Annotated in this window: 14 protein-coding genes; 8 read left to right on the top strand and 6 right to left on the bottom strand. The window is 70.8% G+C overall.

Going from position 1 to position 13,410, the window contains the following annotated elements:
* Window positions 1-66: 66 nt before the first annotated feature.
* Together DAA34_RS04215 and DAA34_RS04210 are read right to left on the bottom strand one after the other, a co-directional pair.
* Window positions 67-1,455 (bottom strand): NAD-dependent succinate-semialdehyde dehydrogenase, encoded by a 1,389-nt coding sequence (locus DAA34_RS04215; protein WP_106817752.1) that lies wholly within the window; start codon window positions 1,453-1,455, stop codon window positions 67-69.
* 90 nt (window positions 1,456-1,545) lie between these two features.
* On the bottom strand, window positions 1,546-1,974 hold the full coding sequence (locus DAA34_RS04210) for an organic hydroperoxide resistance protein (protein ID WP_106817751.1): 429 nt from the start codon (window positions 1,972-1,974) through the stop codon (window positions 1,546-1,548).
* 114 nt (window positions 1,975-2,088) lie between these two features.
* Between DAA34_RS04210 and DAA34_RS04205 the strand changes: the two genes are divergently transcribed.
* Together DAA34_RS04205 and DAA34_RS04200 are read left to right on the top strand one after the other, a co-directional pair.
* Window positions 2,089-2,520, top strand: coding sequence for a MarR family winged helix-turn-helix transcriptional regulator (locus tag DAA34_RS04205; protein ID WP_047310897.1), 432 nt, complete (start codon window positions 2,089-2,091; stop codon window positions 2,518-2,520).
* Between the two features lie 27 nt (window positions 2,521-2,547).
* Entirely contained in the window at window positions 2,548-2,943 is a 396-nt protein-coding gene (locus tag DAA34_RS04200; RefSeq protein ID WP_199847417.1) for a DoxX family protein, read from the top strand.
* Between the two features lie 347 nt (window positions 2,944-3,290).
* Here the strand turns inward: DAA34_RS04200 and DAA34_RS12425 are convergent, their stop codons facing one another.
* The gene (locus DAA34_RS12425; RefSeq protein WP_234354101.1) at window positions 3,291-3,455 is read right to left on the bottom strand and encodes a hypothetical protein; all 165 of its coding nucleotides are present in this window, start codon (window positions 3,453-3,455) and stop codon (window positions 3,291-3,293) included.
* On the opposite strand from DAA34_RS12425, the gene DAA34_RS04195 reads away from it, so the two are divergent.
* The 6 genes from DAA34_RS04195 to DAA34_RS04170 all read left to right on the top strand — a co-directional run bounded on the left by DAA34_RS04195 (window position 3,388) and on the right by DAA34_RS04170 (window position 7,929).
* Window positions 3,388-3,807: a nuclease-related domain-containing protein gene (locus tag DAA34_RS04195; RefSeq protein WP_325027825.1), complete on the top strand. Its 420-nt coding sequence runs from the start codon at window positions 3,388-3,390 to the stop codon at window positions 3,805-3,807. The genes DAA34_RS12425 and DAA34_RS04195 overlap by 68 nt on opposite strands.
* A gap of 195 nt (window positions 3,808-4,002) precedes the next feature.
* Window positions 4,003-5,258, top strand: a protein-coding gene (locus DAA34_RS04190; RefSeq protein WP_234354100.1) for an IS3 family transposase whose coding sequence is annotated in 2 segments (ribosomal slippage) — window positions 4,003-4,288 and window positions 4,288-5,258 — 1,257 coding nt in all. Because the reading frame shifts where the segments join, the coding sequence is not laid out codon by codon here.
* The gene (locus DAA34_RS12715; RefSeq protein WP_106817748.1) at window positions 5,209-5,532 is read left to right on the top strand and encodes a putative toxin; all 324 of its coding nucleotides are present in this window, start codon (window positions 5,209-5,211) and stop codon (window positions 5,530-5,532) included. Before DAA34_RS04190 ends, DAA34_RS12715 begins: the two co-directional genes overlap by 50 nt.
* Window positions 5,533-5,566: 34 nt before the next feature.
* Window positions 5,567-6,154, top strand: coding sequence for a hypothetical protein (locus DAA34_RS04180; protein ID WP_234354099.1), 588 nt, complete (start codon window positions 5,567-5,569; stop codon window positions 6,152-6,154).
* 54 nt (window positions 6,155-6,208) lie between these two features.
* The gene (locus DAA34_RS04175) at window positions 6,209-7,045 is read left to right on the top strand and encodes an exodeoxyribonuclease III (protein ID WP_106817746.1); all 837 of its coding nucleotides are present in this window, start codon (window positions 6,209-6,211) and stop codon (window positions 7,043-7,045) included.
* A complete protein-coding gene (locus DAA34_RS04170) occupies window positions 7,042-7,929 on the top strand; it encodes an alpha/beta fold hydrolase (protein ID WP_106817745.1) in 888 nt (295 codons plus the stop codon). The genes DAA34_RS04175 and DAA34_RS04170 overlap by 4 nt, the downstream gene beginning before the upstream one ends.
* Window position 7,930: 1 nt before the next feature.
* Here the strand turns inward: DAA34_RS04170 and DAA34_RS04165 are convergent, their stop codons facing one another.
* The 3 genes from DAA34_RS04165 to clpB are packed head-to-tail and all read right to left on the bottom strand — an operon-like array spanning window position 7,931 to window position 12,983.
* Window positions 7,931-9,679, bottom strand: coding sequence for an MFS transporter (locus DAA34_RS04165; RefSeq protein ID WP_106817744.1), 1,749 nt, complete (start codon window positions 9,677-9,679; stop codon window positions 7,931-7,933).
* A complete protein-coding gene (locus DAA34_RS04160) occupies window positions 9,676-10,368 on the bottom strand; it encodes an LppX_LprAFG lipoprotein (protein WP_106817743.1) in 693 nt (230 codons plus the stop codon). Before DAA34_RS04160 ends, DAA34_RS04165 begins: the two co-directional genes overlap by 4 nt.
* Before the next feature lie 32 nt (window positions 10,369-10,400).
* Complete coding sequence (clpB, locus tag DAA34_RS04155; protein ID WP_106817742.1) at window positions 10,401-12,983, bottom strand: ATP-dependent chaperone ClpB; 2,583 nt, start codon at window positions 12,981-12,983, stop codon at window positions 10,401-10,403.
* Window positions 12,984-13,410 lie beyond the last annotated feature (427 nt).

Raw genomic sequence — 13,410 nt, 5'->3', positions numbered from 1 at the left:
TCCTTTCGATGTCTCGTGGAGTGGTTCCATGGTCAGGGGTGGCTGTGCCCCGGGTTGGGGCGGGGTTCACTGCTCAGGACCCACGGGGTCGGAAACGCGGACCAGACGCTTGTTGACGAACTCGTCGACGCCGTAGTCGCCCAGTTCCCGGCCGAAGCCAGAGCGGCCGACGCCGCCGAAGGGCAGTCCGGCGAGGCTGGTGCCGTGCTCGTTGACGTAGGCCATGCCCACGTCGAGGCGGCGGGCGGTGGCCTCGGCGAGTTCGAGGTCGTCGGACCACACCGAGCCGCTCAGTCCGAAGTCGGTCTCGTTGGCCAGGGCAACGGCCTCGTCCACGTCCGCGGCGCGGCACACGACCGCGACCGGTCCGAACAGCTCCTCCGACCAGGCCCGCATGTCGCGGGTCACGTCGGTCAGTACGGTCGCCTCCATGAAGGCGCCGGCACCCTCGCGCGGGTAGCCGCCGACGAGGACGTGGGCGCCGTGGCCCACGGCATCGTCGACAAGCTCCATCAGCTCGTCGCGGGCATCGGTGCTCGACATGGGGCCCACGTCGGTGGCCCCATCCTGGGGGTCCCCGACGACCGCTGCGGAGAAGGCAGCCGACAGCTTGTCGACGAAGGTGTCGTAGAACTCGTCGAGCACGATCATCCGCTTGGGCGAGTTGCAGGCCTGGCCGGCGTTGCTCAACCGCGCCCGGGCGGCGGTGCTCGCCACCGCGTCGATGTCACCACCGAGGACGATCAACGGGTCGGAACCTCCGAGCTCCAGCACCACCTTCTTGAGGTGCTTGCCGGCTGCGGCGGCGACCGAGGCCCCCGCGCCCTCACTCCCGGTGAGGGAGACACCGCGCACGCGCGGGTCGGCGATGATGTCCTCGATCTGGGAGCTGTCCACGAGGAGCGTCTGGTGGACTCCCTTCGGCAGACCGGCCTGGTCGAGGAGCTTTTCCATCTCGAGGGCGGAAGCAGCGCAGATCGAGGCCGGCTTCAGCAGCAGCGTGTTGCCGAGCAGCAGGTTGGGTGCGATGAACCGGGCGATCTGGTAGTAGGGGAAGTTCCACGGCATCACGCCCAGCAGGACGCCCAGGGGCTGCTTCTCCACGCGGGAGGAGTTCGCCCCCTGGTCCGGCAGGACCTCGTCGGCCATCAGCTCGTCGGCGCGCTGGGCGTAGTAGTCGAAGATCTGGGCGACCAGCTGCGCCTCGGCGATGCCCTGGGAGACGGGCTTTCCCATCTCGGAGGCCGCGATTCCGGCAAGCTCCTCCGCCCTCTGCTCGAACAGGTGCGCGGTCCGGGCCAGCACACCGGCGCGCTCCTCGACGCTCGTGCGCCGCCAGGAGGTGAAGGCCTCCTCGGCGGTGTCGATGGCCGTGCCCACCTCGCGTGGGTCGAGGGAGCCCCAGCTGCGGACGACCTTGCCTGTCGAGGGGTTCTGTGTGCGGTAGGTGGTCATGGTTGCCTCCGTTGTGTCGATGGGTTGGGGCGGTGCAGGTGGCGCGGTGGGTGGGGCCCAACGCGTTGGTGTCGCGGCGAGGCGGGAGGGTCAGTCGTCGACGACGACGACGTCGACGCGGATGTTGCCGCGGGTGGCGTTCGAGTAGGGGCACACCTGGTGGGCTTGGTTGGCCAGCTGCTGCGCCTCGTCGTCGGGCAGGTCGGGGATGACGACCTCAAGGGTGACTGCCAGGCCGAACCCCTCACCGGCCTTGCCGATGCTCACCTGGGCACCCACCGACGAATCGCCGAGATCCTTGTGCGCGTGGCGGGCCACCATCTGCAGGGCGGAGTGGAAGCAGGCGGCGTAACCGGCGGCGAACAACTGTTCGGGGTTGGCGCCCTCACCGCTGCCGCCCATCTCCTGCGGGATGGCCAGGTCGAACGAGAGCCGGCCGTCGGCGGTCTGGACGTGGCCGTTGCGGCCTGCGCCGGTGGCGATGGCCTCGGTGGTGTAGACGGGCTCGATCTCGATCATGGTGCCTCCTGGGCGGCGTCTGTGCGAGGCCTCTCCTGCCTCGCGATTGCAGAGACAACATAGCGCACAAGTGGATTGCGCACAATCAGATTGTGTCTGAGGTAGGCTTGGGGTGTGAGTGACCAGATCCCCGACCTCGACCACCAGCTCTGCTTCTCCCTGTACAGGGCCAGCAGGGCGGTGACGCGCGCCTACCGGCCACTGCTCGAGGACATCGGCCTCACCTATCCCCAATACCTCGTCATGCTCGTCCTGTGGCACGCTGACAAGCCCGTCGGTGTCAATGACATCGGAGCTCGGCTGCACCTCGACAGCGGCACCCTGACCCCCCTGCTGCGACGGCTGGAGCAGGCTGGTCTCGTCACCCGGTCGTGGAGTGGCAACGATGAACGGCGCCGCCTGATCAGCCTGACCCAGGAGGGGAGTTCGCTGCGGTGCAGGGCAACCGGAGTTCCCGCACAGATGCTCGCGCTCTACCCGGGCCCACCAGAAAAGCTCGTCCAGGTGAAGGCATTCCTGGACGACCTGTCCACCCAACTCGAGTGACAACCACCATCCAGGAGGATCATTTCCATGCCCACCACACACCGCTCCCAAGAACTCGCACGAATCGCGCTCGGAGCGTTCATGGTCTACGCCGGCGTCTCCCACCTGAGCTTCAAGCGCCAGGAGTTCCAGGCACAGGTGCCCGACTGGTTCCCCGGTGACAAGGATCCCGTGGTCATCGGCTCCGGCGTCGCCGAAGTCTTGGCCGGCAGCGCGATGCTGGCGCTGCCGCGTCATCGCATGCTGACCGGTGGTGCCCTGGCTGGGTTCTATGCCGCGGTCTTCCCCGGCAACATCGACCAGTATGCGGCGCGGCGAGACAGTTTTGGCCTCGACACCGATGGCAAGCGACTCGCGCGGTTGTTCGGCCAGCCCGCCCTGATCGCCGCGGCGCTGTGGTCGGCCGGCCTGCCCCGGTCGTAGCAGAAGACCGACCCCGGGCCCCACGCCCAGGGGCCGGGCGCAACCGGTCGGCATCGCGACGTGGAGGTGCACGCGCAGCGCACCTCCTGTCAGGACGGGGAGGTCTCGACCATGGCCGTCACGCCCAGCACACCGTGCTGGGCGTGGACGACGCGCAGGTGTGGAGAAGGAGGTCGAACGCGACGGGTGGCACCTCCCGGGCCCTGCGGAACCGGCTTCGCGGCCTTGACCGTCCAACCCGGGAGGCACGCTGGAGTGCCAGCCCTGGCATGCAGGCCGGCACCCCGTCGGAGCGCGACGGTGCCACCGGCCGCCATGAGCCCTGTCACGGCGGTCGGGCCCCGGTCTCAGCAGAAGTCGGACTTGCGGATCAGGCCGTGCACGCCGGTGGTCTTGTCGACGAACTGGCTGACGTAGAAGTCGCTGGCGGAGTCGGTCGCGGTCCTGCATGACCGGCGCATCGCCGGCACGAAGGCCAACGTCGACCACATCGCCATCACGGCCGCCGGCATCTGGGTGATCGACGCCAAGAGGTACAAGGGGCGGCCCGAACTGAAGATCGAAGGCGGCATCCTTCGAGCCCGCGTCGAGAAGGTTCTGGTCGGTCGCCGCGACTGCACCAAGCTCGTCGACGGCGTGCTGAAGCAGATCGACCTCGTGCGTGACGTCGTCGGCGACATCCCTGTCACGGGTGCGCTCTGCTTCGTCGAGGCGGACTGGCCGCTTATCGGCGGAGCCTTCGCTACGAGGGGCGTCCACGCGCTCTGGCCCAAGCGGCTCGCGAAGTTACTCATCGAGACGAAAGGGTCAGTCGATGTACAGGCGGCCCGCGAGACATTGGCCTCATATTTCCCGCCCGCGTGACATCCCGAGGTCTGACGGGTGAATCGCACTGGGTTGAGTTCCGCTTGATCAGTCAGGATGGGAACGATGGCCAGGTACACGAACGAGATGCGTGAGCGCGCGGTCCGGATGGTCGCCGAGGTTCGCTCCGAGCACCCGCACGAGACGNCCTGTACGGTGAATCGCACTGGGTTGAGTTCCGCTTGATCAGTCAGGATGGGAACGATGGCCAGGTACACGAACGAGATGCGTGAGCGCGCGGTCCGGATGGTCGCCGAGGTTCGCTCCGAGCACCCGCACGAGACGGCCGCTCTGCGGCATGTGTCGGGGCTGTTGGGGATGAACGTCGAGACTCTTCGGCTCTGGGTGCATCGTGCCGAGATCGACAGCGGACAACGCGCGGGGACGACGTCGCAGGAGGCTGATGAGATCAAGCGGCTCAAGCGTGAGGTGGCCGAGCTTCGCCGGGCGAACGAGATCTTGAAGTCCGCTTCGGTGTTTTTCGCCAAGGAGCTCGACCGTCCCACGACGAGATGATCCGCTACATCGACGAGCACAAGGATCAGTTCGGGGTCGAGGCCATCTGCCGGGTGCTGCGCCCGGCAGTTCGTGGGTTCATCACCTCCCGCGGCTACCGGGCCGCCAAGACCAGGCCACCTTCGGCCCGGTCGCTCAAGGACGAGCTGCTGGTGCCCGAGATCCTCCGGCTGCACGGCGAGAACTACGGCGTCTACGGCGTGCGGAAGATGCACGCCCTGATGCGGCGCCAGGGATGGGAAGTCGGTCGCGACCAGACCGCCCGGCTCATGGGGATCGCGGGCGTGCGGGGCGTGAAGCGGTCGAAGAAGGTCTTCACCACCAAGTCCGACCCCGCGGCGGTGAAGCCGGCTGACTTGGTCCAACGCCGCTTTCAGGCGCCTGCACCGCGCCGGCTGTGGGTTGCCGACATCACCTACGTCGCGACCTGGTCGGGGTTCGCCTACGTCGCGTTCGTGACCGACGTCTACTCGCGGCGGATCGTGGGATGGAACGTCGCTGCGACGTTGAAGTCCGACGTCCTCCCGCTACAAGCCCTCGACATGGCCGCCTGGGAAGCCAAGCGCGAGGGCGCGGTCGACCTCACGGGCCTGGTCCACCACGCCGACCACGGGTCGAACTACCTCTCGATCGTCTACACCGACCGCATCGGCCAGCTCGGCGCGAAGCCATCCACGGGAACCGTCGGGGACTCCTTCGATAACGCGCTCGCCGAGGCCGTCAATGGGCTCTACAAGACCGAGCTCATCAGACGGCGCGGACCGTGGCGCACGATCGAGCAGGTCGAGCTCGCGACCTTGGAGTACGTGTGGTGGTGGAACAACCAGCGCCTGCACGGGGAGCTAGAGATGCGCACCCCGCTCGAGGTCGAGGCGGCGTACTACGCTGCCCAAGAATCAGCCCAGCCGGCACTCGCTGGCCAAGGGAACGCATAGGAACTCAACCCAGTGCGATTCACCACCTCACACCACCGACTCCACCCTCATCTGGGAAGAGCCCCGAATTGCCGACGGGGTCACGAGAGATTCGATCACGGAGATCAAGAATGTGAAATACCAAGGTTTGACGCGACAGATCCGGGATTATCTTGATTACAAGGGTGACAAGACGTTCTACCTGTATGTGCGGAGCGACACCCGGCTGTCCGGCAGGCTCAAGGAAAAGATTCGCGACGGATCGATCAAGGTGAGGTACATCCCGAATGGGTAGACGAGAATCAGGTGACATCACGGCTGGTGAGCTGATGGACCAGCTGGCGAACGACCCGGAGTTCCAGGCACGTGAACGCGCGGAGGAGGAGAAGCGCGTGGCCAGGCGCCGCGAGTTGAACTTGGCTCAGCGGCCGCTGGTGGCGGACCTCGAAGAGGTGGGGGCGCCGGTGACCGAGTCGGTGTACGACCTGGTCAACACCTCCGAGCCATACCCCCAGGCGCTGCCGGTCCTGATGAAGCACCTCGAGGCCGGGGGGTACCCGCCGGTCATCATGGAGGGCATCGGGCGTGCGCTGGCGGTGCGGGACTCCATCGGCTACTGGGACCGGCTTCGTGCCTGCCACGAGAACGCGCAGAGCGAGCCGGAGCAGGACGGTGTCGCGATCGCCCTGAGTGCGTGCGCCACCGCCGATCACGTCGATGACCTGATCGAGCTGCTGACCGACGACACCCAGGGAGAGGTTCGGGTGTTCTTCGTCAAGACGTTGGGGAAGCTCGGTGGGGAGCGTGGCCGGCGGGTCATCGAGTCCCTCGTCGATGACCCGGTCGTCGGCAAGGAGGCCACGGCGTTCGTCACCCGCGCTCGGAAGCGAGCCGCGAAGAAGGCCCGCAAGACCTGACCAGACCCGCGCCGCGACGGGACGGCCGTCAGAGGTCGGGGCTAGGGTGCGGTCGTGCGCCTCGCCACGTGGAACGTCAACTCCATCCGCAGCCGGATCGATCGGGTCGCCGCGTGGCTCGAGCGCTCCGACACCGACGTCCTGGCCATCCAGGAGACGAAGGCCCGGGACGACCAGTTCCCCCACGCGCGGTTCACCGAGCTCGGCTACGAGGTCGCCCACCACGGGCTCAACCAGTGGAACGGGGTCGCGATCGTCTCCCGCGTCGGGCTCGACGACGTCTCCGTCGGCTTCCCCGACGTCCCGGGCTTCGGGGACCCGGCAGCCCCCGAGGCCCGAGCGATCGGCGCCACCTGCGGCGGCGTCCGGGTGTGGTCGCTCTACGTCCCGAACGGCCGCACCCTCGACGACCCGCACATGGCGTACAAGCTGGACTGGCTGCAGGTCCTGCGAACCCAGACCGCCGCGTGGCGCAGCGCCGAGCCGGGGCTCCCGCTGGCGCTGTGCGGGGACTTCAACGTCGCCCCGCAGGACGACGACGTCTGGGACATGGCCGCCTTCGAGGGCTCGACCCACGTCTCCGAGCCGGAGCGCGCAGCGTTCCGGGCGTTCCTCGACGACGGGCTCGTCGACGTCGTCCGGCCCCACGCACCGGGCCCGGGCGTGTACACCTACTGGGACTACCAGCAGCTGCGCTTCCCCAAGAAGCAGGGGATGCGGATCGACTTCGTCCTCGCGACGCCGGCCCTCGCCGACCGGGTGGTCGGGGCGGCGATCGATCGCGAGGAGCGCAAGGGCAAGGGCGCGAGCGACCACGCCCCGGTCGTCGTGGAGATCGACGGCGCGGACGTCGCGACCGGAAGCATCGAGACCATCGAGGAGACGGCATGAGCGGGACCGGGATCACGGCGGCACGGACGCGACAGGTCGTCACGTCCGACGGGGCGCGCATCGCCGTGTTCGAGTTCGATCCCCCGCAGGCCGACCCCGACCTCCCGGTGCTCGTGCTCGCCCACGGGTGGACCCTGAGCCACGAGACGTGGCTGCCGGTGGTTGCCGACCTGCAGCGCCGCCTCGGCGTCCGGGTCGTCGCGTACGACCAGCCGGGTCACGCGCGCTCCCGGCTCGGCGACGGCCCGGCCGAGGTTCGCGACCTGGGCCACGTCCTGCAGTGCGTGCTGGACGCGGCCGTGCCGACCGGACGGATCGTCCTCGCCGGGCACTCGATGGGCGGCATGACGGTCATGGCGTGGGGTGGGCTGTACCCGGACGAGGTCGCCTCGCGCCTGGCCGGCGTCGCCCTCGTCGCGACCGCACCGAACCTCTCGCAGCGCAAGGCCATCCGCGGTGAGGCGATGGCCATGCGGGTCCTGACCCGGATCCCCGGGCCGGTCCCCCGGATCCCCGGGCTCAGCGCCCAGATGGTCCGCAACACCTTCGGCCCGAACCCGGACCCCGAGCACGTCGCCGCCGCGGGGCGGATCATGCGGCGGACGTCGGCGCGCACCACAGGGCTCTACTTCGGGGCCCTGAACCGACTCGACGAGGATGCCTCGCTCGCAGCCTTCGCCTCCGTCCCGACCCATGTCGTCGCGGGCCGACGCGACCGGCTCATCTCGCACCGGTGGGTCCGGGAGTACCACGCGACGATGCCGTGGGCGCACCTGACGATGATCGAGGGCGTCGGGCACATGCCGATGTACGAGGCGACCGGGGAGGTGGCCGACGTCCTCGCCGGCCTGCTCACCGGGGAGCAGCTGCCGGGCAACGTCTGACTCAGGCCGCGGGGATCCCGTCCGGCACGTCGGTGCGCCTGGGCGGCCGGACCCCGAGCCGGAGGAAGGCCGCGAGTCCGCCGAGGGCCGCGGCGAGCGCCGCCCCGAGGAAGACGGTGCGGACCTGGACGACGGCCGCGTCGACGAGCGCGCCCCCGTCCGTCTTGTCCGCCAGCCGGCCGACGGCCTCGTAGTACTGGTGGAGCCCGACGGCCGTGAGCAGAGCCAGGCCGACGACCATCCCGACCATCCGGGCCACGACGACGAGCGCCGACGCCGTGCCGTGGGCGTCCGCCGGGGCATCGGCGAGCGCGGCGTCGTTGACCGGTGCCAGAGCGAGCCCGAGGCCGAGCCCGACGACGACGAGGACGGGGGTGGCGAACCACGCGTCGAGCGCGTCCTTGCCCCAGGTCGACATCGTCAGCAGCCCGAGCGCCGCGAGGAAGAGCCCCAGACCGGCGACCGTGCCCGCGCCAGCGCGGCGCAGCATCCACCCGCCGGCGAGTGCGCCGAGCGGCACCGCGACGAGGAAGCGCACGAGGACGAGCGCAGCCTCCTCCTGGGTCGCGCCGATCGCCACCCGGGCCAGCAGCGGGACGTCGACGACGACCGCGACGAGCGCCACCCCGGACAGCGCGCTCACGGCGAGGGCGAACCGGGCGCGCCCCTGCAGCGCCTCCCGCGGGACGAGCGGCGCCGGCACCCGGCGCGCGCGCCACGCGTAGAGGACGGCGAGGGCGAGCCCGACCGGCAGGAGCACCCAGCCGAGCGGACCCACGACCTCGCGCGCGGGGTCGGCCGCGGCGAAGGTGAGGACGACGCAGCCGAGCGCCCCGCCGAGAAGGATCGCGCCCGGTACGTCGGCGCGGCGCAGCACGGGCAGCCACCTCGGTGCCTCGAGGACGAGCCACCCGACGGCGAGCGCGAGGGCCGCCATGCCGACGGGGGTGAGGACGCGCGAGTCGCCGACGAAGGGCACGAACGGGATCCCGAAGGTCACGTCGGTGGCCAAAACGGCCGGCGCGGCGAGGGCGAGCAGGCCCGTCGCGAGCGCGAGAGCTCCGACGCCGGCCCCTGCCCACCGCCGGGTGGGCGAGGTCGTCGGGGCCGGTGCCTGGGCGCCGTCGGGGTCGGGCCCATCGGCGGTCTGCCGGGCACCGACCGGCCGCACGACTGCGACGAGGAGCGCGAGGACGATCGCGAGGACGACGTTGAGCCAGAAGATGGCGCGCCAGTCGGCGATCGCGAGGACCGCCGCCCCGAGCACCGGGCCCAGGACCGACCCGATCTCCTGCACCGCGCCGACCATCCCCAGCGGCACCCCTCGCTTCCCGGGCGGCCACAGGTCGGCGACGAGCGCCAGCGTCGCCGGCACGAGCCCGCCGCCGCCGGCGCCCTGGACGACCCGGCCGGCGACGAGGACGGGCAGCTCGACCGCGACGGCTGTCACCGCCGAGCCGACGGCGAAGGCGACGAGGCACCACAGGAGGATCCGGCGGCGATCGACGAGGTCGGACAGGCGTCCGACGAGCGGCAGCACCGAGATGTACCCCAGGAGGAAGCCGGACAGGATCGGGGTCGCCCGCTGCAACGCGTCGAGCCCGATCCCGACGCCGGCCATCATGTCCGTGAGGGCGAGGACGACGACGTACGTGTCGGCCGCGGCGAGGGCCACGGCCACGGCGGCGATCCCGAGCAGCACGACGGGGGGCGCGGCGATGACGCCCCGCCGCCCGCCGTGACCGGTCATCGCGGGGTCTCGATCGTCACGGGCTTGCCGTAGTCGGACAGCTTCACCGTGTACGTCGAGGTCGACCCGGTCCAGAAGGGTCCGCTGATGTCGGCGGTGCGCAGCTCGCCCGAGGCCTGGTCGATCCCGTAGGTGACCTGGAAGGTGCCCTTGCCGTCGCCGAGACCCAGGAGGTCGTCGACCGGCGCGCCGGGCAGGGTGCCGGTGTAGGTCTGGAGGACGGTGTCGCCCTGCCGCTTCGCCTCGCCCGCGCTCACGCCCGTGGTCTCGGTGAGCAGGCGGGAGAGGCCCTTCTCGGGGACGAAGAAGCCGGACGGGTTCGGGGCGCCGAGCTCGGAGAGGTCGATCGGGTTGTACTCCTCCGTGAAGAAGGACATCCACGTCTTCTCGCCGATGGCGATGATGCGCACGGCGCCGTTGTTGCCCTGGATCGTGGCGGTGACCTCACCCTCGAACTTCGGCTGGGTGGCGCTGACGATCCCGTCGCCCTTGGCCGCGGTGACCCCGTTCTTGCCCTTCGGCACGCCCTGCGAGGTCAGCTCGACGTGGACGGTCGAGGCCTCGTCGAGGCGCTGCTTCGCGGTGCTCAGCGCCTGGTCCGGCGGTGCGGCCTCGGGGGTCCGGGAGCAACCCGCCGCCCCCGCGACGACGGCGAGGGGGACGAGGGCGAGTGCGGTGCGGCGCAGCATGGCGACACCGTACTGGCCCTCGCCCCCGCCGCTCAGGCCTGCGCGGGGACGAGGACGAGGTGGTCCTCGCCGTCGCCCGCGAGGTCGACCGTCACGCTCTGCCCGTCGCGGACCTCGCCGCCGAGCAGCGCCGTCGCGAGGCGGTCGCCGATCTCCTTCTGCACGAGCCGCCGCAGGGGACGGGCGCCGTAGGCCGGGTCGTACCCCGTGCGGGCGAGCCACGCCTTGGCGGCATCGGTGACCTCGAGCTCGATGCGCCGGTCGGCCAGACGCGTCGCGAGCGCCCGCACCTGGAGCTCGACGATCGTGCCCAGCTCCTCGGTGCTCAGCGGGTCGAAGACGACGACCTCGTCGAGCCGGTTGAGGAACTCGGGCTTGAACGACGCCCGCACCGTCCCCATGACCGCCTCGTGGCGGGCGTGCTCGTCGAGCCGGGGGTCGATGAGGAACTGCGACCCGAGGTTGCTCGTGAGGACGAGGATGACGTTGCGGAAGTCGACCGTCCGGCCCTGGCCGTCCGTGAGCCGACCGTCGTCGAGGACCTGCAGGAGGATGTCGAAGGTCTCCGGGTGAGCCTTCTCGACCTCGTCGAGGAGGACGACGGAGTACGGGCGGCGCCGCACGGCCTCGGTCAGCTGACCGCCCTCCTCGTACCCGACGTACCCGGGCGGCGCACCGATGAGCCGCGCGACCGAGTGCCGCTCGGAGTACTCGGACATGTCGATCCGCACCATCGCCCGCTCGTCGTCGAAGAGGAAGTCCGCGAGCGACTTCGCGAGCTCGGTCTTGCCGACGCCGGTCGGGCCGAGGAAGAGGAAGCTGCCGGTCGGCCGGTCGGGGTCGGCGATCCCGGCCCGGCTGCGCCGCACCGCGTCGGAGACGGCCCGCACGGCGGCGGTCTGGCCGATGAGCCGGCTGCCGATGATCTCCTCCATGTGCAAGAGCTTCTCGGTCTCGCCCTGCAGCAGCCGCCCGGCGGGGATGCCCGTCCACGCCGAGATGACCTCGGCGATGTCGTCGGCCCCGACCCGCTCCTTGACCATCGGGTCCTCGGTGGCGACGAGCGACTCCGCAGCCTCGGCGTCGCGCATCTGCGCCTCGAGCGCGGGGATCTCGCCGTAGAGCAGGCGCCCGGCCTCCTCGTAGTCGCCCTCGCGCTGCAGGCGGTCGGCCGTCGTGCGCAGCTCGTCGATCCGCGCGCGCAGGTCCCCGACCTTGTTCAGGCCGGCCTTCTCGGCCTCCCACCGGGCGGTGAGCGTGGCGAGCTCCTCGGAGCGCTCGGCGATCTCGGCCTCGAGCTTGGTCAGGCGCTCGCGCGAGGCGGCGTCGGACTCCTTGACGAGGTGGCTCTTCTCCATCTCCAGGCGGACGAGGGCGCGCTGCAGCTCGTCGATCTCGACGGGGCTGGAGTCGATCTCCATCCGCAGGCGGGAGGCCGCCTCGTCGACGAGGTCGATCGCCTTGTCCGGCAGGCGGCGGCCGGTGATGTACCGGTCGGACAGCGAGGCGGCGGCGACGAGCGCGGAGTCCTCGATCTCGACCTTGTGGTGCGCCTCGTAGCGCTCCTTGAGGCCGCGGAGGATCGCGATCGTGTCCTCGACGCTCGGCTCGCCGACGAAGACCTGCTGGAACCGCCGCTCCAGCGCCGGGTCCTTCTCGATGTGCTGGCGGTACTCGTCGAGCGTCGTCGCGCCGACGAGGCGCAGCTCGCCGCGGGCCAGCAGCGGCTTGAGCATGTTCCCCGCGTCCATCGCGCCCTCGCCGGACGCGCCGGCGCCGACGACGGTGTGGATCTCGTCGATGAACGTGACGACCTGGCCGTTGCTCGCCCGGATCTCCTCGAGGACGGCCTTGAGCCGCTCCTCGAACTCGCCGCGGTACTTCGCGCCGGCGACCATCGCGCCCAGGTCGAGGCTGATGAGCCGCTTGTCCCGGAGGGACTCGGGCACGTCGCCGTCGACGATCCGCTGGGCGAGCCCCTCGACGACGGCGGTCTTGCCGACGCCGGGCTCGCCGATGAGGACGGGGTTGTTCTTCGTCCGGCGGGAGAGGACCTGCACGACCCGGCGGATCTCGGCGTCGCGGCCGATGACCGGGTCGAGCTTGCCCTCGCGCGCGACCGCGGTGAGGTCGGTGCCGTACTCCGCGAGGGAGTCGCCGCCCTCGGCGGGCGTCTCGGAGGTGACCTTCCGGCCGCCGCGCAGCTCGTCGATCTTCGCCTCCATGTCCTTGGCACCCCGCGCCTCGATCGCCGCGAGGTGGCCCTTCTCGGCGAGCGCGAGGAGGAGGACGTCGAGGGCGAGGTGGGTGTCGCCCTTCGCGCGCATGAGGGTGTCGGCGTGCTGCAGCGTGGCGAGCAGCTCCCGCCCGATCCCGGGCGTCTGGTTGGAGCCGGACGTGCGGGGCAGCGCGGCGACGGCCTTGTCGGCCATCGCGAGGACGTGCGCGGCGCCCGTCCCGGCGGCGGTGACGAGGGCGTCGACCTGCGGGGTGTCGAGGCGCACGAGGGCACTGACGAGGTGGGCGGGCGTGACCTCGGCGTGGCCGTCGGACTGCGCCGCGCGCTGGGCGAGGGCGATCGCCTCGGCGACCTTGGCGGTCGGCTTGAGCTCCATGGGCGTCTCCTTGGGGGTGGATCGGGACCTGCTTGCTGCAACCGGCTCGAAGTTGAGCCTATTCCGCTCAACCCGCCCGTGTCTCGCCCTCTCGGGTGAAGCCTGCACCCCCGTCGCCGCGTAGCGTGCCGGGCATGACGCAGCCGACCGACCGCAGCCGTGGGGGCCTCCTCCCCTTCCCCCACTGGAGCACCCGCACGCGCGGCGGCACCCGGGTCACGGTCGGCGGGTGCTGCCTGCCGATCGGCTGCCTGACGATGCTCGTCGGCAGCCTCGGCACCGCCGGCGCCGCCACGGCGGTCGCCCGCCTGGCCCGCCGCTGCCCGCGCGGGCGGCGTGGGATCGGCGCCCCGCCGCAGGCCATCCGGGCCGCCCGACGGGGTGACGTGCCGCGCCCACACCCGGCCGATACGCTCGCCGGGAACAG

This window comes from Janibacter massiliensis (assembly GCF_900289115.1).
In the GTDB taxonomy this organism is placed as follows: Bacteria; Actinomycetota; Actinomycetes; order Actinomycetales; family Dermatophilaceae; genus Janibacter_A; species Janibacter_A massiliensis.
The sequence above is the reverse complement of the archived record's forward strand: the minus strand, read 5'-3'. Positions and strand labels throughout refer to the sequence as shown.